Source organism: Mesorhizobium kowhaii, assembly GCF_042431665.1.
Taxonomy (GTDB): Bacteria; Pseudomonadota; Alphaproteobacteria; order Rhizobiales; family Rhizobiaceae; genus Mesorhizobium; species Mesorhizobium kowhaii.
In genome coordinates, this window is the sequence record NZ_JBHLYT010000018.1 from 55,161 (window position 1) to 72,295 (window position 17,135).

The following is a 17,135-nucleotide window of genomic DNA, read 5'->3' on the forward strand; positions in this document are numbered from 1 at the left end:
ATTCCGCTGGCGCCTCATCTTGGCCGCAACGACGTTGCTTGCGATGCCGCAGTGTTGCAGTCCATTTGAATCCGGCCGGCGTGGTAATGCCCATACCGGTCTCCTTCGACCAATATGAATCATAAACCGTCCATCAAAGGAATCCTGAATCCTTTAAATCGCGACTGGCTTTAGCCCGGTGGCGGGGCAGCCACAGGGTGGACATTTCAGCCCATATGGAAAATGATCCTGTTGCCATGCACAACACTGCAGTGCTCTGATCTCGACGAGAAGCCTGAGCGTAGAAGCGGATCAACCGACCCTCCGGGTCCAGCGAGCGAGGACGCAAATGGACACCCCCGAGAATGGGCAATTGCATCGCGACACGGGCGGGCGACCCCGTCGATCGGCCGGCTGGCTTGCCCGCGCCGCCGTGTCGGCGGCATTACTGCTCGGCATGGCTTTCAGCAGCACTGCGTTTGCGCAGGACCAGCAGCTACCCGTGGTGACGGCGGCCAAGCCGGTGGTCCGTGAAATCGTCGAAGACGACGAGTTCGTCGGGCGCTTCGAAGCCGTCGACCAGGTCGCCATCCGTTCGCGCGTCAGCGGCTATCTGGACAAGGTCAGCTTCCAGGACGGCGCACTGGTCAACAAGGGCGACCTGCTCTTCACCATCGACCAGCGTCCGTACCAGGCGGCTTATGATGCCGCCAAATCGCAAGTGGACGTCGCCAAAAGTCTGCTCGAATTCTCCAAGATGCAGCTGGATCGCGCCGACGAACTTGCCAGGACCGGCAATATCTCAACCGCGACGGTCGACGACCGCCGGCGGGAATACCTTTCGGCGCAGGCGCAGATGCAGGGCGCGACGGCTGCGCTGACGACGGCCAGCCTGAACATGGAATTCACCGAGATCAAGGCGCCCTTGTCCGGCCGCATCGACCGCCGGCTGGTGTCGGTCGGCAACCTTGTGCAGCCGGATTCCACCTTGCTGACGACCATCGTTACGCGCGATCCGATCGACTTCTATTTCGACGTCGATGAGCGCCTGTATTTCAGCTACGCCCGCGACGCGAAGGAGCGCGGCGGCAGCATGCAGGAAGGCGCCGGCGGGCTCGAGGTGGTGGTTCGCGTCGCCGACCGCGCGGAGGCGGTATTCAAAGGCAAGCTCGATTTTGCCGAGAACCGGATCGACAACGCGACCGGCACCATGCGGGTGCGTGCAAGCTTTCCCAACGCCGACGGCATTCTCCAGCCAGGCATGTTCGGGCGCATCAACGTGCCGGGGTCGCTGCCGCATGGCGGCGTGCTGGTGCCCGACGAGGCGATCGGCGCCGATCAGGATCGCCGCATCGTGTTCCTGGTGGATGAGGCCGGGATGGTGTCGGCGAAGCCCGTGCGCACCGGCCCGCTTCTCGACGGCTACCGTGTGATCCGCCAGGGCCTGACCGGCGACGAGACGATCATCGTCAACGGGCTGATGCACGCCAGGCCCGGCACCAAGGTGAAGGTCGAGATGGTCACGTTGCCGCCCAAGGCCGACACCGCCGAGTTGCAGCAATGAGGTTCGCACATTTCTTCGTCGACCGTCCGATCTTCGCATCGGTCGTTTCGATCGTCCTGCTGATCCTCGGCGGGATCGCTTATACCCAGCTGCCGGTCGCGCAATATCCCGAGATCGCGCCGCCGACCATCGTCGTTCGCGCGCAGTATCCGGGCGCCGACGCCGAGACGGTCGCAGCGACGGTGGCAACGCCGATCGAGCAGGAGATCAACGGCGTCGAGGGCATGCTCTACATGTCGTCCTATTCGTCGGGCGACGGGGCGATGGGCCTGACCATCACCTTCAAGCTGGGCACCGATCTCGACCAGGCGCAGGTGCTGGTGCAGAACCGCGTGTCGGTCGCCGAGCCGCGCCTGCCCGAAGAAGTCCGCCGCCTCGGCATCACCACCACCAAGAGCTCGCCCGACCTGATGATGGTCGTGCACATGCTGTCGCCCGACAATACCTACGACCAGCTCTACGTCTCGAACTACGCCCGCTCGCAGGTGCGCGACATACTGCTCAGACTCGACGGCGTCGGCGACCTCACCATCTTTGGAGAACGCGAATATTCGCTGCGGATCTGGCTCGATCCGGAAAAACTGTCCGCCCTGGGGATGACCTCGGGCGATGTGGTGCAGGCGCTGCGCGACCAGAACGTCCAGGTGTCGGGCGGCTCGATCGGCGCGCCGCCGACCAGCACCGGCACGGCATTCCAGTACACGGTCACCACGCAAGGCCGCTTCAACGACGCACGCGACTTCCGATACGTGATCGTCAAATCGACCGACGACGGCCGCCTGATCTCGCTGCAGGACGTGGCGCGCATCGAGCTCGGCGCCAAGGATTACGTCACCAACTCCTATCTCAACGGCAAACCGGCGGTGGCGCTCGCCATCTTCCAGCGGCCGGGCACCAATGCGCTCGCCGCAGCCGCGGAGATCCAGGACAAGATGAAGGAGCTTTCCCGCGACTTCCCGAAGGGGTTGAGCTACGACATCGTCTACAATCCGACCGAGTTCGTCGCCGAGTCGATCCAGGAGGTCTACAAGACGATCCTCGAGGCGATGCTGCTGGTCATCATCGTCATCATCGTCTTCCTGCAATCGTGGCGCATGGCGATCGTGCCGATCGTGGCGATCCCCGTGTCGCTGATCGGCACGCTGGCGGTGCTTTACGCCGCCGGCTTCTCGCTCAACATGCTGACGCTGTTCGGCCTCGTTCTGGCGATCGGCATCGTCGTCGACGATGCGATCGTCGTGGTCGAGAACGTCGAGCGCAATATCGCCAGAGGGCTGGCGCCCAATCCGGCGTCGCACCTGACCATGGACGAAGTCGGAACGGCGGTCATCGCGATCTCGCTGGTGCTGATAGCCGTGTTCGTACCGACAGCCTTCATCCCCGGCATTTCTGGGCAGTTCTACCTGCAGTTTGCGATCACCATCGCGGTGTCGACGGCGATCTCGGCATTCAATTCGCTGACGCTTTCGCCGGCGCTGGCCGCGCTGCTGTTCAAGCCGCACCACGCCGCGGCGGCGCCGCCGCGCTTTTTCCTGGCGCGGTTCGGACGGGCGCTCGCCGACGGCTTCAATCGCGGCTTCGACAGGGTCGCCCATTGGTATTCGAGCATCATCCGCGTGCTGGTCGGCTCGTGGATAACGATCGCCGCCATGCTGGCCGTTTTCGCGGCCCTCATCTGCGCCACGGTCTACATGGTGCAGGCGGTGCCGCGCGGTTTCATTCCGTCGCTCGACCAGGGCTATGCGATCATCGTCGTCCAGTTGCCGGACGGCGCCTCGCTGTCGAGGACCGATGCGGTCATCCAGCAGGCGTCGCAGATCATCCAGAAAACGCCAGGCGTCGACTACGCAGTCGCCTTCGCCGGCTTCTCCGGCGCGACCTTCACCAACGCCAGCAACGCGGGCGTGATCTTCGCCAGGTTCAAGCCGTTTCACGAGCGACTGAAAGCCGGCCAGTCGGCGACCCAGGTCATCGGCAATCTGTTCGGCAGCCTGCAAAGCATCAAGGAAGCCTTCATTATCGCACTGCCGCCGCCGCCGATCCGCGGCGTCGGCAATGCCGGCGGCTTCAAGCTGCAGATCCAGGAGCGCAAGAGCGCCGACATGCGGCAGATCCTGGCACTTGCCAACGAAATCGCCGGCAAGGCCAACAAGACGCCGGGGCTGACGGGCGTGTTCACGACGTTCTCCGCGTCGAGCCCGCAATTCTTCCTGGCGATCGATCGCGACAAGGCGCGCATCCTGAACGTGCCGATCCCCAACATCTTCGAGACGCTGTCGATCAATTTGGGCACCGCCTACGTCAACGACTTCAACGCTTTCGGGCGCGTCTACCAGGTGCGGGCGCAGGCCGACCAGGCGTTCCGCCTCGATCGCGCCGACATCTTGAAACTGAAGGTGCGCTCGGCGACCGGCGCGCTGGTTCCGCTCGGCACGTTGATCGAGATCCGCGACGTCACTGGCCCGGCGCTGGTCCAGCGCTACAACATGTACGTCTCGGTGCCGCTGCAGGGCAACGCCGCGCCCGGCGTTTCCACGGGCGACGCGCTGGCATTGATGGAAGGGATCACGGCAAAGACGCTGCCGGCCGGTACCTCCTATGAATGGACCGAGCTCGCCTATCAGGAGCGCAACACCGGCAATGCCGCTGTCTATATCTTCGGACTGTCGGTGCTGTTCGTGTTCCTGGCGCTGGCGGCGCAATATGAAAGCTGGGTGCTGCCGTTTGCCATTGTGCTGGTGGTGCCGCTCGGCGTGCTCGCGGCGTTGCTCGGCGTGTCTTTCCGAGGGCTGGACAATAACATCCTCGTGCAGATCGGCCTCATCGTGCTGATCGGGCTTGCTGCCAAGAACGCGATCCTGATCGTCGAGTTCGCGCGGCAGGCGCAGGAACGCGGCCTGACGGCCGCCGAGGCTGCCGTCGAAGCCTGCCGGCTCAGGCTGCGGCCGATCCTGATGACCGCCTTCTCGTTCATCCTCGGCGTCGTGCCGCTGATGATCGCAACGGGCCCGGGCGCAGAAATGCGCCAGTCGCTCGGCACCGCGGTGTTCTCCGGCATGCTCGGCGTCACCTTCGTCGGCCTGTTCCTGACGCCGGTGTTCTACGTCACGCTCAGGTCGCTGTTTTCACGGCGCAAGCCCCGTGCCGAGGCCGAGCCTTCGGGGCCGGCAGAGGCGCCATCGGAGACGGCCGCCGAGTAGGGTTACGAATTCGCCGCGTCGGGCGCGGCTTATCACTCCAGAAAATCGGCGCGGCGCGCTGCACACGACCCCAACAAACGATCAGATTGGGGTCAGTTGTCTGCCTCAACATCTTCGTTACTGGCGGACGTGAGACCAATAAGTGCTTGGTCAGAAATAGGGGGTTCGAGTCCACGTCGTGGGCCCCTTCAGAAAATGGTATAAAAATCAGCCACTTACGCGGTCGTTTTGGTGGGCCCGGAGGGCGTATTAAGACCGTTGATTTTATTGAGTTTTTCGTGGGCCAAAACCAGAAGTCTTCCCGTATCGTTCCGTACGGTCCCGCGGCCAATGAGCGACGTCTGGTCCGCAGGTTCAAATCATGGACATGCAACCACCGATACCGGCATTCGCCGATCGCAGCAATTGAGAGCGTTGCCGATCAAGATCCCAATCAGGCCGGTGCGTACTCATTTGCCTCGAACACATGGTGATGAACACGGCCGGTAAACATCTTCAGCAGATCACCGGTCACGTCCCTACTTTGAAATCTTACATCGGATTGAAGCGCTCGGTTGCAGGCGTCCATGTCGGGGTAGCGAATGGCGAGTGCCATGGCATAGACGGGAGCGCCTTCGTCCCGCGTCGTGCCATCCAGAACGCGCACTTCCTCCGCTCCGGGAAACTGTGTCCACAGCGGCACCAGCCTTTCCCTGACGAAGCGCCGGAACTCGCTCTCTTGTCCGGGGTGGATTTCACCTTCGAAGAGGGCGTAGCGAATGATCATGACGAGGGTTTCCTGACTTTTCTGCAGTTGATGCGACTTGCCGCCGCCGGCGGCAGTTCGCGGGCCGGACACTTCCCGGATTTGCGGTATCGAATGACGCCGGTTTTGGGGGCGCATCGGGTGATGCGCCCGCCTCCTTGCATGCTTATTTGCCCCAGATTTTCTTGTACTGGTCGCGGTAGCCATTTTCGGGGTCGAACGCATTCTTCGGGCCACCGTCGAACTCGACATTGTCGGCCGTCACCACATGCAGGGGCGACAGGTAGCCCGACCATTTCTCACCGGCGATGGCGCGGTTCAATTCGTCGACCAGTTGCCAGCCCTGCAGGTTGAGCGGTTCGGCGACCGTCACCTTCTGGAACTGGCCGGCGCGGATGCGCTGATAAGCTGATTCCGAACCGTCGCCGGCGGCGACATTGATCGGTGCGTCGGTGCCGGCTTTGCCGGCCGCCGCAAGCGAGGGTCCCATGAAGTCGAAATAGAGATCGTTGATCGCCAGCGAATGCGTCCAGGCATCGCCGTATTTCTGCAGCAGCGAGGTGGTGAGCTGCGGCATGCGCTGCGAGGTCTCGGCGATCGGCGTGTCGACATATTCGAGCACCTTGCCGCCCAGCCGCTCGATCTCCGCCTTCATCTTGTCGGCCTTGGCGATGGCGATGGCGTAGGTCGAATCGGTGAAGATGACGACGCCGGGTTTGCCCTTGGCATCGGCGTAGGCCCAGTCGGCCGCCGCCGTGGAGACCTGCATGGCGTCGGTGGAGACATTGGCGAAGACGCCGCTCTTTTCGTCAGGTCCGATCACCGGTCCGGCATGCCAGGAAACCAGCGGGATGCCGGCAGCCTTCGCCTGCTCCAGCGCCGGCGCCTGCTCGATGGCGTCGAAACCGTTGATGACGATGCCATTCGGCTTCAGCGCCATCGCCTGGCCGAAGGCGGCGGTGCGGCCACCGATCGAGCCGGCGCCGTCGATCACCTTGACCTCCCAGCCGATCGCCTTGGCCGCTTCCTCGACGCCGGTGGTGACGCCCAGAATGCCGCCATTCTTGAGGTCACCGGCGAGCACGACGATCGTCTTGCCCGGCTGCGCCTTCGGACCGGTGGTCGGGCCGTCCCAGGCGGTGACTTTCTGGGCATATTTTTCGACCACCGCCATGGCGTCGGCCATCGCGTCCGCCCGTGCATGGCCGGCGAACAGGACTGGAGCAGCGATTGCGATAGTCATCAAGGCGACGGATGATTTCAAAAATGTTCTGCGTTGCATGTTGGTACCTCCCTTGGTTTCAAAAAAATTGTCTGGTCTTCCGGGACTCGACTTCGGGCGCCAGGTCACTGGCTGATGTGCCCAGCCACCGGGCCCAAACCGGCCGGATGCGCGTCGACATAGATGGAATAAAGCGACGTCTGGGCGGTGATGTAGAGGCGGTTGCGCTTCGGACCGCCGAAGCACAAATTGGAGACGATTTCGGGAATCAGGATGCGCCCGATCAGCGTCCCGTCCGGCGCGTAGACGCGAACCGCATCGGCGCTGGAGGCCCAGATGTTGCCATCGCGATCGACGCGGAATCCGTCGAAGAATCCTGCCCCGCATTCGGCCAGGGTGCCGCGCGACCGCAGCGAGCGTCCGTCCTTAGCGACGTCATAGGTCTTGATCGCACGCGGCAGGCCCTGAACATGGCTTGCGCCGGTATCCGACACGTAGAGGATGCTCTCGTCGGGCGAAAAAGCCAGCCCGTTCGGCTGCACCAGATCGGTGATGACCGCACCCACCTCGCGGGTTGCTTCATCGAACCGGTAAACATGCGACGCGCCGATCTCCGGCCGGGCAATCATGCCTTCATAGTGGCTGTCGATGCCGTAGACCGGGTCGGTGAACCAGATCGTCCCATCGGATTTGACCACCACATCGTTCGGCGAATTGAACCGCTTGCCATTGATGGCTTCGACAAGCGGCTGCCAGCGTCCATCATGCTCAAGCCGGGAGATGCGCCGGCCGCGATGCTCGCAAGCGACGACGCGGCCCTCGCCATCGAGCGTGTGACCGTTCTGGTTGTTGCAAGGGGTTTCGAAGACACTGACCGAGCCGTCGCTTTCGTCGTAGCGCAGCAACCGGTCGTTGGGGATGTCCGACCACAGCAAATGCTTTGCCGCCGGAACATAGACCGGTCCTTCCGCCCAGCGACTGCCGGTCCACAGCCGTTCGAGCTTGGCATGTCCGATCGTCAGCTTTCGGAAGCGATCGTCCAGAATCTCGTAGTCGCTCATTCCATTATTCCCGGATGGGTTCGGCTGGTCACTTCGAGGACTGCGCTACGGTCTTGGTCCTGGCTCTGCGAGCCGCGCCGCGCTTGCGCTGGGCGTAGCCGGCGATGCCGATGGCGACGAGCAGCGTCACGCCGTTGAACAGCGGTTCGACGAAGAACGAGCCGCCGAACTGCTGGATGCCGGAAATGCCGACCGCCAGGATGATGACGCCGGTCATCGTGCCCCAGACATTGACGCGTCCGGGCTTGATGGTGGTCGAGCCGAGAAAGGCGCCGACCAGGGCCGGCAGCAGATATTCCAGCCCAACGCTGGCCTGGCCGATGCGCAGCTTGGAGGCAAGCAGCACGCCTGTCAGCGCCGTCAGGAAACCCGACGAGATGAAGGCGCCGATGACGAAGCGGCGCACCGGAATGCCGTTCAGCGCAGCGGCTTTCGGGTTGGCGCCGATGGCATAGACGTAGCGACCGATCGGCAGATATTCGAGGATGATCCACAGCGCGACGGCGATCGCCAAAACATAGAGGCCGGTGATCGGCAACCCGAACACCATCGTGCCATTCAGCGCGTAGAACCCGTTCGGCAGCACGCCAACCACTTGCCTGCCGCCAGTGTGCCATAGCGCCAGCGCGTAGAGCACGGTGCCGGTGCCGAGCGTGGCGATGAAAGAGTCGATGCGGGCGACTTCGACCAGCAGTCCGTTGAGGAAGCCGGTTGCAGCACCAAGAAGCAGCACGATGATCACCGCCAGCGGCCACGGAACGCCGAACATGGTCTGCAGGCTGATAGCGAGGATGTGCCACAGCACGATGCCATAGCCGACGGTGAGGTCGATACGGCCGGACGCCATCGGGATCATCGCCGCCAGCGACAGCAGCGCGATGATCGCCTTGTCGGAAATGATCGAGCGCAAATTGAGCATCGTCGGAAACGTGTTCGGCAGCAGGATCGAAAACAAAAGGATCAGCAGCGCCGTCAGGATCACCAGCCCGTACACCGGCAGCAGCCGGATGATCTTCTGCCCCAACGATAAACCCGCCATTTCGCCGCGGGTCGGTTCGAGTGCGCTGGATTCGATCGATTGCATGAACTCGCTCCCAGAAAAATCAGGCGGCTTCGGAAGCCGATGCCGCGGTGATCACGGCGGATGTGGTCAGTTTGTCGCCGGTGAGTTCGCGCACGATCTGTCCGCGCGAAAACACCAAGGCGCGGTGGCAGATATGGGCAATCTCCTCGAAATCGGTCGACACCACGACGACGACGAGGCCGGCTTCGAGCGCCCGGCCGATCAACCGGTAAATCTCGGCCTTGGCGCCGACATCGACGCCGGCCGTCGGATCCTCGGCGATCAGCAAGGTGCGGCCGGTGTGGAGCCAGCGGCCGACGACCACCTTTTGCTGGTTGCCGCCCGACAACGCCTCGATCGGCAGGTTCGGATCGTTGGGGCGCAGCCCGACCGAGCCGCCGATCACTTGCGCCAGGGCGGCCTCCTTGTGTGGCGCCAGAAAGGAGAACAGGCCGCGCTTGCCGGCGCCGGGATTGAGAAAACTGTTTTCGCGGATCGACAAGGAGGCCGCGATGGATTCTTCGGTCCGGTCGCGGGCGATGAGCCCAACACCGGCCGACATCGCCGCGATCGGGCTCGACAGATCGGGCGTAACGCCATTGATGGCCACCGAGCCGGAAAAGGCCTGGCAGCCAAACAGCGCCCGGCCGACCAGTTCTTGCCCGGCGCCGCGCAGGCCGACCAGGCCGAGCAACTCGCCTTTGCGCACGTCGAACGACACCGGGCCTGCACCGGCGCAGACCAGGTTACGGACGGCGCACACCGTCTCGCCGGCCTGCGTCTGGGCTTTGCTGAAAACCTGGCTGACCGGCCGACCGACGATCATCTCGACAAGTTCGTCCGGCCTTGTATCGGCGACCTTCTTTTGACCAACCAGCCTGCCGTCGCGCAGCACCGCGACGCGGTCGGCGATGCGAAAGATCTCGTCGAGGCGATGCGAGACATAGATCATGCCAACGCCGCGCTGCTTGAGCGGGCGGATGGCGTCGAAGAGGCGGTCGACCTCGTCGGCCGGAAGGCTGGCGGTCGGCTCGTCGAGCACCAGCACATCGGCCTCGGTGGCCAGAGCGCGGGCGATGGCGACCAGCGATTTCTCGGTGCGCGTTAGATCCTCGACGCGCGTCGTCGGATCGAAATCGCAGCCGACCAGCTTTAGGGCCTCGTGCGCCCGCTTTTCGGTGGAACGCCAGTCGATGAGACCGGAGCGCCGCGAAAATCCCTGGGCGAGGCCGACATTTTCGCCGACCGTCATCCATTCGATCAGGCCGAGATCCTGGTGAATGAAGGCGACGGATTGGCGCTGGTTCGGCCGCGGCGGGCGATGATGATAGGGCTCGCCGCGAAACAGGATGCTGCCGCCATCGGGACGGTAGATGCCGGCGAGCGTCTTGATCAGCGTCGACTTGCCGGCGCCATTCTCGCCGAGCAGTGCCAGGATCTCGCCCTTGTGCAGATCGAGCGTCACGTCGGAGAGCGCGCGGGTGCCGCCGAACTCCTTGGTAATCGACTTGAACTCGATCAGTTTTTCTTCGGTCACAAAGCGTTCCTCCCGAGATCGCCAAATGATGTTATCGATAACATTTCTGAGCGTCAAGCGACAAAATTGGCTCTCCGCTTAGCTGGTCTTGCCGTCGAGCAGCCGCATCATTTCGGCGGAATCCCTAGGCCCCAGTCCAGCGGCGCAGAGCAGGCGGTGGATCTCAACCACCTGCCCGGTCATCGGCATCGGCGTCTTGGTCTTCAGCGCAAAGGCCTGCAGCGAATCCAGGTCCTTCAGCATGTTGTCGATGCGGCCGGTGGCTGAAAAATCGCGGGCGGCGAATTTTGCCATGAACTCCTGCATGATGCTGGAATCGGCCCGCCCGCCCTTGAGTGCGGCCGGGATGGCCTTCGGATCGACGCCGCCGGCTTCGGCGAGCTTCACCGCTTCGGCGACGGCCTGGAACAGCACCGCGCAGAACAGCTGGTTGATCAGCTTGGTCGTCTGCCCTGCCCCGCTCGGGCCCATCAGCGTGTAGTTGGCGCAGAGATGCCGCATCACCGTGCGCGCGTGTTCGAAGTCTGCCGGCTCACCGCCCGCCATGACGGTCAGCCGGCCGGCCAGCGCGCCGGGAACGCCGCCCGAAAGCGGGCAGTCGAGCCATTTCATGCCGGTCTCGGCCGCGAACTTCTTCGCCATCTCAGCGGTGTCGGCCGGGTCGATCGACGACATGTCGATCAGCAGCTTGTCGGATGATGCCGCAGCCGCGACACCGGCATCGCCGAACACCACCGAACGCACGATATCGGCATGGTTGAGGCTGAGGATGACGAAGTCGCTCGCTCGCGTTGCCTCGGCAACCGACGCGGCGACAGCCGCGCCCTTCGCGGTCAGGGCAGCAACCTTGGCCTTGTCCAGATCGAACACGGTGACGGCCTGGTTGGCCTCAATCAGGCGGGTAGCGATCGCCGATCCCATGATGCCGGCACCGACAACGGCGACTTTTGCAGCTTGCGTCATCTCAACGAGCCTCTTTCCTTATCCTGGCGGGGGCGATCCCGAAGGCGCCCAGGCCCTGCAACGCCGCATCGGCGATGCTGTCGACGGGGGCGTCGATGTCCACTGTGACCACCAGCTTTTCGTCGTCAGGATGTTCCAGCGCGGCGAATTGGCTGTCGAGCAGCGCCGGCGGGAAGAAGTGGTCGCGACGCGCGGCGAGCCTGGCTTGCAGCAGCGAGCGCGACCCCTCCAGGAATACGAAAAACAGCGGCCCGCCTGCCGCATGGCGAAGCCGATCGCGATAGGATTTCTTCAGCGCCGAGCAAGAGACGACGAGCCCGCGGCCCTCCTCACGCGCCTGGCGCAAGGCCGCGCCGACCAGATCCAGCCAGGGCCAGCGATCGTCGTCGGCAAGCGGTATGCCCGCCGACATTTTTTCGACATTGCCACGCGGATGCAGCGTATCGCCTTCGACGAAGGCAAGGCCAAGCCGCGCGGCGATCTCGACGCCAACTCTGGTCTTGCCGCAGCCGCTGACGCCCATCACGACAATGAGCGCGGGTTCAAAGACAGGTCGTGATGCCGCCATCGACATAAAGCGTGTGTCCATTGACAAAGGATGAGGCCGGTCCGGCCAGGAACACTGCCGCGCCGACCAGTTCGCCGACGTCGCCCCAGCGTCCTGCCGGCGTGCGGTTGGTCAGCCAGGTTGAAAATTCGGGATTGTCGACCAGCGCCTGGTTGAGCGGCGTCTTGAAGTAGCCCGGTGCGATGGAATTGATCTGCAGGCCATGCTTGGCCCAGTCGGCGCACATGCCGCGCGTCAGGTTGCGCACCGCGCCTTTCGTGGCCGTATAGGGCGCAATGTTGGTCCGTGCCAGCTCGCTCTGCACCGAAGCGATGTTGATGATCTTGCCGCGTCGCCGCGGGATCATGTGGCGCGCCACCGCTTGCCCGACGAAGAACACGCTGGAGATGTTGGTGCGCAGCAACTCGTCCCATTTGTCGGCGGGAAAATCCTCGAGCGGCATGCGGAACTGCATGCCGGCATTGTTGATAAGGATATCGATGGCGCCGATCGTCGTCTCGATCTCGGCGACACCGTTCGCCACCGCAGCATGATCGGTGACGTCGAAGACGGCGCTATCGACCTTGTATCCCTTCGCGGTCAGCGCATCCGCAGCCGTTTTGACTTTTTCGGGGCTGCGGCCGTTGAGCACGATTTCGGCGCCGTGCTGCGCCAGCCCCTCCGCCAAGGCCAGGCCGATGCCCTGCCCCGAACCCGTGACCAGCGCCCGCATGCCGGTCAAATCGAACAACGAACTGCTCAAGTGCTCCTCCCGAGGAATGTCCCTGAATCGGGATACGATTTCCACCGCTCCGCCGCCAGTGCCTATTGACATGAATGTTATCGATAACATAGTCAATGGAAAAATGCAGTAGCGCGGGAGACGATGCCGTGACCGACATATTGATGACCGGACCCTATCCGGAATGGGACATGGCAGACCTCGAAGCGAAATATCGCGTCCACAAGCTTTGGCAGGTCGACGACAGGGACGCGTTGATTTCAAGCCATGCCGATGCCATCCGTGCCATCGCGACCCGCGGCGAACTTGGCGCCAGCGCTGCGCTGATGGCGAAACTGCCGAAGCTCGAAATCGTCTCCTGCTATGGCATGGGCACCGACGCCATCGACCTTGCCTACACCAGGGAAAACCGCATCCGCGTCACCAACACGCCAGACGTGCTGACCGAGGATGTGGCCGATATCGGCATCGGGCTGCTGCTCGCCGTGGCGCGCCAGATTCCGCAGGCCGACGCCTATGTGCGCGCTGGCAGCTGGCGCAAGGCCAACATGCCGCTGGTGACGCGCGTTTATGGGAAGAGGCTGGGCATTGTCGGCATGGGCCGCATCGGCAAGGCGGTGGCCCGGCGCGCGGCTGCCTTCGACTGCGAGATCGCCTATTTCAGCACCCGCAGACACGACGACCTGCCCTACGACTTCGTCGGCAATCTGGTCGAGTTGGCGCGCCAGAGCGAGTTCCTGATCGTGACGCTGGCCGGCGGCCAAGGCACGAAGAACATCGTCAATGCAGAGATTCTGGCAGCGCTCGGGCCGGATGGCATCCTGATCAACATCTCACGCGGCAGCACCGTCGACGAAACGGCGCTGCTCACCGCACTGGAATCCGGCGCGATCAAGGGCGCCGGACTCGACGTGTTCTGGAACGAGCCGACGATCGACGAGCGCTTCGGAAGACTTTCCAACGTCGTGCTGCAACCGCACCATGGCAGCGGCACGGTGGAGACCCGCAAGGCCATGGGTCAGTTGGTTCGCGACAATCTCGCGGCCCATTTCGGTGGGCGGACCTTGCTGACGCCTGTCGTCTGAGAGAGGATCATCTTCATGAAGTCCATCGTTATCCACGCCGCAAAGGACCTGAGGATCGAAGAGACCGATCCGGGCGTCCTCGGCGATGGGCAGGTCGAAATCGCCGTCGAAGCCGGCGGCATCTGCGGTTCGGATCTGCACTACTACAATCATGGCGGTTTCGGCACTATCCGCCTGCGCGAGCCGATGATCCTCGGCCACGAGGTTGCCGGCACGGTGAAGGCCATCGGCGGCGGCGTTTCCGCCCTTGCCATCGGCGACCGCGTCGCTATCTCGCCCAGCCGCCCCTGCAATGCCTGCCGCTACTGCCTGCAAGGCATGCAGAACCAGTGCCTCAACATGCGCTTCTACGGCAGCGCCATGCCGATGCCGCACATCCAGGGCGCGTTCCGCCAGCGCCTGGTCGCCGAGGCGTGGCAGTGCCACAGAATAGCCGACCACGTTTCCATCAACGAAGCCGCTTTCGCTGAGCCCTTTGCGGTGACGCTGCATGCCATGAACCGCGCCGGCTCGCTGCTCGGCAAGCGCGTTCTGGTCACCGGCTGCGGGCCGATCGGCGCGCTTTGCATTCTCGCCGCCAGAGCCCACGGTGCGCGCGAAATCGTCGCCACCGATGTCATGGACGGCGTGCTGGCCAAGGCCCTGGAGATCGGCGCCGACCGCACCATCAATGTTGCGACCAACAGTGAAAAGCTCGCCGCCTACAATGTCGACAAGGGCAGTTTCGACGTGATGTTCGAGGCCTCGGGCAACGAACGCGCCGTGCGGGCCGGCCTCGATGTTCTGAAGCCGCGCGGCGTGCTGATGCAGCTCGGTCTCGGCGGCGACGTGTCGATCCCGCAGAACCTGATCGTCGCCAAGGAGATCGAGATGCGCGGCAGCTTCCGCTTCCACGACGAGTTCGCGCTCGCCGTCGATCTGATCAATCGCCGCCGGGTGGATGTCAAACCGCTGCTGACCGGCATTTATCCGCTCGACGAGGCGGTTGCGGCTTTCGAGATCGCCGGTGACCGGAACAAGTCGATGAAGGTCCAGATCGCGTTCTGAACCGACGCGGCAACGTCAGGTGCTTTCGCGCTCGACGACACGGTAGCCGGTCAGGACGATTTCTTGACCGTGCCGTTTCCCGTCGCCGCGGATCACCTGGATCAGTCTTCGGGCAGCCTGTTGCCCGATGCCGTAGCAGTCGACATTCACGGTGGTGATGCCGGGATGGCAGAAGGCGGCGACCTCATAGTCGCCAAAACCGGCGATGGCGATGTCCTGCGGCACCCGCATACCCCGGCGCTTGCATTCCATCAGCGCGCCAAAGGCCGAGAGATCCGAAACGCAGAGCACGGCCTCAGTGTCCGGCCAGCGCTCCAGCATGCTGACTACGGCTTGGCCGCCCTGCTCGATGGAGATCGGTGGCACGCCGAAGGAAACGAGGCGACCGGGCGGCAGGCCGAGTTCCTCAATGGCTCTTATGAAGCCTTCACGCCGCTGGCTGCCGCGCGTGTCGCGCGAGGTCGTACCACCGATGTAGCCGAATTTTCGGTAGCCCTTCCTGGCGAGCGTCTTGACGAGAAGCCCCATCGCCTCTTCGTTGGAGAACCCGACCACCTGATCGATCGGCTTTACCGGCAACTCCCAGGTTTCGACCACGGGAATGCCGGCGCTCTTCAGAAGGCGGCGGGCGCGATCCGTATGAGCGCCGCCGGTCAGGATGATGCCTTCCGGCCGCCGGCGGAACATCGCCTCGATCAGCCTTTCTTCCTTCTCAGCCGTGTAGTCGGTGTAGCCGAGCAGAAGTTGCAGCCCCGTGCTTTCAAGCTCGTCGGTAATGCCGCGAGCAGTGTCGGCGAAGTTGGAATTGTTGATCGAAGGGACGATAGCGGCGACGAACCCCGTCTTGCGCGAGGACAGGCTGCCGGCTGACTGGTCGAGCACGTAACCAAGGTCGTTGACCGCAGCCATGATCTTTTCCCGCGTGGCCTTGGACACCCGGCTGCCCTCCTTCAGGGCGCGCGAAACCGTCATGGTGGACACACCTGCCCGCAGCGCCACGTCAACCATAGTCGGCGCATGGCTTTCGATGGGCCTCGATGAGGCAGCCTTGGCCATCATGCCGCTCCACCGGCCGGCTGCGGTCTGCCCGAGGAAAGCGCTAGACGCTCGGGCACACTGTCTCTGCGGCGTCCGGCATCGCTCATGAACCACCCATTGGAATCAACTTCACGCAAAGGCATGTTATCGATACCATATCAACAAGACAACAGCCACATACGAGGCCCGATTGTGTGTAGACATGGTCATGAGCACTGGTTTGGGCCGCGGTCACACTTTTGATCTGCTACCAGGTCTTCCCGCGCCGTCCTGGTGCCTAGGTGGATTCCGTAAAAGACCCAGAGAGGTTCGAGTCCAAAACGCAAAAACAAAACGAGTAAAAAATTCAACAAAATCAGATGTTTAATACTTTGGTGGGCCCGGATGGCGTATCAAAATCATTGATTTCATTGGCTTTTTCGTGGGCAAAAATCAGAAGTCTTCCCGTATCGTTCCGCATGGGCCCGCGAACCCGTACAGTCGACTTTAGCTAACCCCAATGCCTCCTTTGCGAACATAAGTTGCCTTCAAACCAAGGTCTCGGAAAATCCTGATCGAGGTGGGAGGCAATCAGCGCCTGGACCGCATCGAAGCCGGACATTCGCCCACCGCTATCATTTCTTCGTGGCCTTACGCTGCTCCGACTGCGATGAACCAAGCGCGCGCAGCACCGCCTCGACAGCCTGGCGTATCAATTCGGGCCGGGCGCCTCGTTCGAGGATGCCGCGCGTCACCTGCAGCCATATACCGATCACGATGTCGACTGCCAACTCTGCGTCCCGAACGCTCAGGCGGCCCTGAACAATCGCCTCGGCAATATCCGCCTTGAGGTTATTCCGGATCCCTCGCGCAAATTCCGTTGGTGAGTGAGAACTCTGAACGACCAGCCGGGCCCAGTTGGGGTCCGAGATCGCCTTTTCCAAGAATTGCGTGAAGGCGAAGGAGAGGCGTTCTATTGGATCTTGTAGTTCCAGGCGCGCAGGCGTCAGCACGGCGTCAAAGCTCTCCCCGAGCTTCTCGCCTACGGCTGAGGCCAATTCATCGATGCTCTGGAAGTGATAGTAGAAGGTGCCCTTCGCGACACCTGCTGCCTCTACCACTGCATCCACCGTGAGGGCCTCGCGAAGCCGCTCAGCCAGCAGCATCGCCCCTGCGTCCACGATCAGCGTGCGCGTCCTTTCCCGCTTCTCGCGTCCGATCTCCGCCCTGCGCGCCAAATCAACCTTCGCCATCCGTCATACCTTTTTTGCATTGCACCATTACTAAAATCTCATATTGACCATATAGTCGATTTGACCTAAAGATGCAAATTGAAATTGAGCCGGCGAATTCGACCGGCCCC

At 62.9% G+C, this 17,135-nt stretch carries 14 protein-coding genes; 4 read left to right on the plus strand and 10 right to left on the minus strand.

The window, feature by feature from the left end:
• Positions 1–436: 436 nt before the first annotated feature.
• Both ACFFNA_RS14655 and ACFFNA_RS14660 read left to right on the plus strand, forming a co-directional pair.
• Complete coding sequence (locus tag ACFFNA_RS14655) at positions 437–1,543, plus strand: efflux RND transporter periplasmic adaptor subunit (protein ID WP_378919339.1); 1,107 nt, start codon at positions 437–439, stop codon at positions 1,541–1,543.
• Positions 1,540–4,743 carry an efflux RND transporter permease subunit gene (locus tag ACFFNA_RS14660; RefSeq protein ID WP_378919278.1) on the plus strand — a complete coding sequence of 1,068 codons (3,204 nt, stop codon included), beginning with the start codon at positions 1,540–1,542 and terminating at the stop codon, positions 4,741–4,743. The genes ACFFNA_RS14655 and ACFFNA_RS14660 overlap by 4 nt, the downstream gene beginning before the upstream one ends.
• 433 nt (positions 4,744–5,176) lie before the next feature.
• Here the strand turns inward: ACFFNA_RS14660 and ACFFNA_RS14665 are convergent, their stop codons facing one another.
• The 8 genes from ACFFNA_RS14665 to ACFFNA_RS14700 form a co-directional block, all read right to left on the minus strand.
• Positions 5,177–5,509, minus strand: a complete 333-nt coding sequence (locus ACFFNA_RS14665; RefSeq protein ID WP_378919280.1) for a hypothetical protein — start codon at positions 5,507–5,509, stop codon at positions 5,177–5,179.
• A 145-nt stretch (positions 5,510–5,654) separates the two neighbouring features.
• Positions 5,655–6,770: an ABC transporter substrate-binding protein gene (locus ACFFNA_RS14670; RefSeq protein WP_111543056.1), complete on the minus strand. Its 1,116-nt coding sequence runs from the start codon at positions 6,768–6,770 to the stop codon at positions 5,655–5,657.
• A 65-nt stretch (positions 6,771–6,835) separates the two neighbouring features.
• Positions 6,836–7,771 carry an SMP-30/gluconolactonase/LRE family protein gene (locus ACFFNA_RS14675; RefSeq protein WP_111543055.1) on the minus strand — a complete coding sequence of 312 codons (936 nt, stop codon included), beginning with the start codon at positions 7,769–7,771 and terminating at the stop codon, positions 6,836–6,838.
• Positions 7,772–7,799: 28 nt separating this feature from the next.
• Positions 7,800–8,855, minus strand: coding sequence for an ABC transporter permease (locus ACFFNA_RS14680; RefSeq protein ID WP_378919283.1), 1,056 nt, complete (start codon positions 8,853–8,855; stop codon positions 7,800–7,802).
• 19 nt (positions 8,856–8,874) lie between these two features.
• Positions 8,875–10,371, minus strand: coding sequence for a sugar ABC transporter ATP-binding protein (locus tag ACFFNA_RS14685; RefSeq protein WP_378919285.1), 1,497 nt, complete (start codon positions 10,369–10,371; stop codon positions 8,875–8,877).
• Between the two features lie 78 nt (positions 10,372–10,449).
• Positions 10,450–11,334 (minus strand): NAD(P)-dependent oxidoreductase, encoded by an 885-nt coding sequence (locus tag ACFFNA_RS14690; protein ID WP_378919287.1) that lies wholly within the window; start codon positions 11,332–11,334, stop codon positions 10,450–10,452.
• Position 11,335: 1 nt separating this feature from the next.
• The gene (locus ACFFNA_RS14695) at positions 11,336–11,908 is read right to left on the minus strand and encodes a gluconokinase (protein WP_378919289.1); all 573 of its coding nucleotides are present in this window, start codon (positions 11,906–11,908) and stop codon (positions 11,336–11,338) included.
• Entirely contained in the window at positions 11,877–12,614 is a 738-nt protein-coding gene (locus tag ACFFNA_RS14700; RefSeq protein WP_245445788.1) for an SDR family oxidoreductase, read from the minus strand. The genes ACFFNA_RS14695 and ACFFNA_RS14700 overlap by 32 nt, the downstream gene beginning before the upstream one ends.
• A gap of 125 nt (positions 12,615–12,739) precedes the next feature.
• Between ACFFNA_RS14700 and ACFFNA_RS14705 the strand changes: the two genes are divergently transcribed.
• A complete protein-coding gene (locus tag ACFFNA_RS14705; protein WP_378919291.1) occupies positions 12,740–13,708 on the plus strand; it encodes a 2-hydroxyacid dehydrogenase in 969 nt (322 codons plus the stop codon).
• Positions 13,709–13,723: 15 nt separating this feature from the next.
• Positions 13,724–14,755 (plus strand): L-idonate 5-dehydrogenase, encoded by a 1,032-nt coding sequence (locus ACFFNA_RS14710; RefSeq protein WP_378919293.1) that lies wholly within the window; start codon positions 13,724–13,726, stop codon positions 14,753–14,755.
• 15 nt (positions 14,756–14,770) lie between these two features.
• Here the strand turns inward: ACFFNA_RS14710 and ACFFNA_RS14715 are convergent, their stop codons facing one another.
• Together ACFFNA_RS14715 and ACFFNA_RS14720 are read right to left on the minus strand one after the other, a co-directional pair.
• On the minus strand, positions 14,771–15,814 hold the full coding sequence (locus tag ACFFNA_RS14715) for a LacI family DNA-binding transcriptional regulator (RefSeq protein ID WP_111543047.1): 1,044 nt from the start codon (positions 15,812–15,814) through the stop codon (positions 14,771–14,773).
• Positions 15,815–16,407: 593 nt separating this feature from the next.
• Positions 16,408–17,025, minus strand: a complete 618-nt coding sequence (locus ACFFNA_RS14720; protein ID WP_378919295.1) for a TetR/AcrR family transcriptional regulator — start codon at positions 17,023–17,025, stop codon at positions 16,408–16,410.
• Positions 17,026–17,135: the final 110 nt, after the last annotated feature.

Excerpts from the sequence above, each read along its gene's own strand:
- ACFFNA_RS14690 (WP_378919287.1), bottom strand. The coding sequence starts at position 11,334 with ATGACGCAAGCTGCAAAAGTCGCCGTTGTCGGTGCCGGCATCATGGGA.
- ACFFNA_RS14670 (WP_111543056.1), bottom strand. The coding sequence starts at position 6,770 with ATGCAACGCAGAACATTTTTGAAATCATCCGTCGCCTTGATGACTATC.
- ACFFNA_RS14655 (WP_378919339.1), top strand. The coding sequence starts at position 437 with ATGGCTTTCAGCAGCACTGCGTTTGCGCAGGACCAGCAGCTACCCGTG.
- ACFFNA_RS14715 (WP_111543047.1), bottom strand. The coding sequence starts at position 15,814 with ATGATGGCCAAGGCTGCCTCATCGAGGCCCATCGAAAGCCATGCGCCG.
- ACFFNA_RS14710 (WP_378919293.1), top strand. The coding sequence starts at position 13,724 with ATGAAGTCCATCGTTATCCACGCCGCAAAGGACCTGAGGATCGAAGAG.
- ACFFNA_RS14705 (WP_378919291.1), top strand. The coding sequence starts at position 12,740 with ATGGAAAAATGCAGTAGCGCGGGAGACGATGCCGTGACCGACATATTG.
- ACFFNA_RS14665 (WP_378919280.1), bottom strand. The coding sequence starts at position 5,509 with ATGATCATTCGCTACGCCCTCTTCGAAGGTGAAATCCACCCCGGACAA.
- ACFFNA_RS14675 (WP_111543055.1), bottom strand. The coding sequence starts at position 7,771 with ATGAGCGACTACGAGATTCTGGACGATCGCTTCCGAAAGCTGACGATC.
- ACFFNA_RS14680 (WP_378919283.1), bottom strand. The coding sequence starts at position 8,855 with ATGCAATCGATCGAATCCAGCGCACTCGAACCGACCCGCGGCGAAATG.
- ACFFNA_RS14700 (WP_245445788.1), bottom strand. The coding sequence starts at position 12,614 with ATGCGGGCGCTGGTCACGGGTTCGGGGCAGGGCATCGGCCTGGCCTTG.
- ACFFNA_RS14720 (WP_378919295.1), bottom strand. The coding sequence starts at position 17,025 with ATGGCGAAGGTTGATTTGGCGCGCAGGGCGGAGATCGGACGCGAGAAG.
- ACFFNA_RS14695 (WP_378919289.1), bottom strand. The coding sequence starts at position 11,908 with ATGTCGATGGCGGCATCACGACCTGTCTTTGAACCCGCGCTCATTGTC.
- ACFFNA_RS14660 (WP_378919278.1), top strand. The coding sequence starts at position 1,540 with ATGAGGTTCGCACATTTCTTCGTCGACCGTCCGATCTTCGCATCGGTC.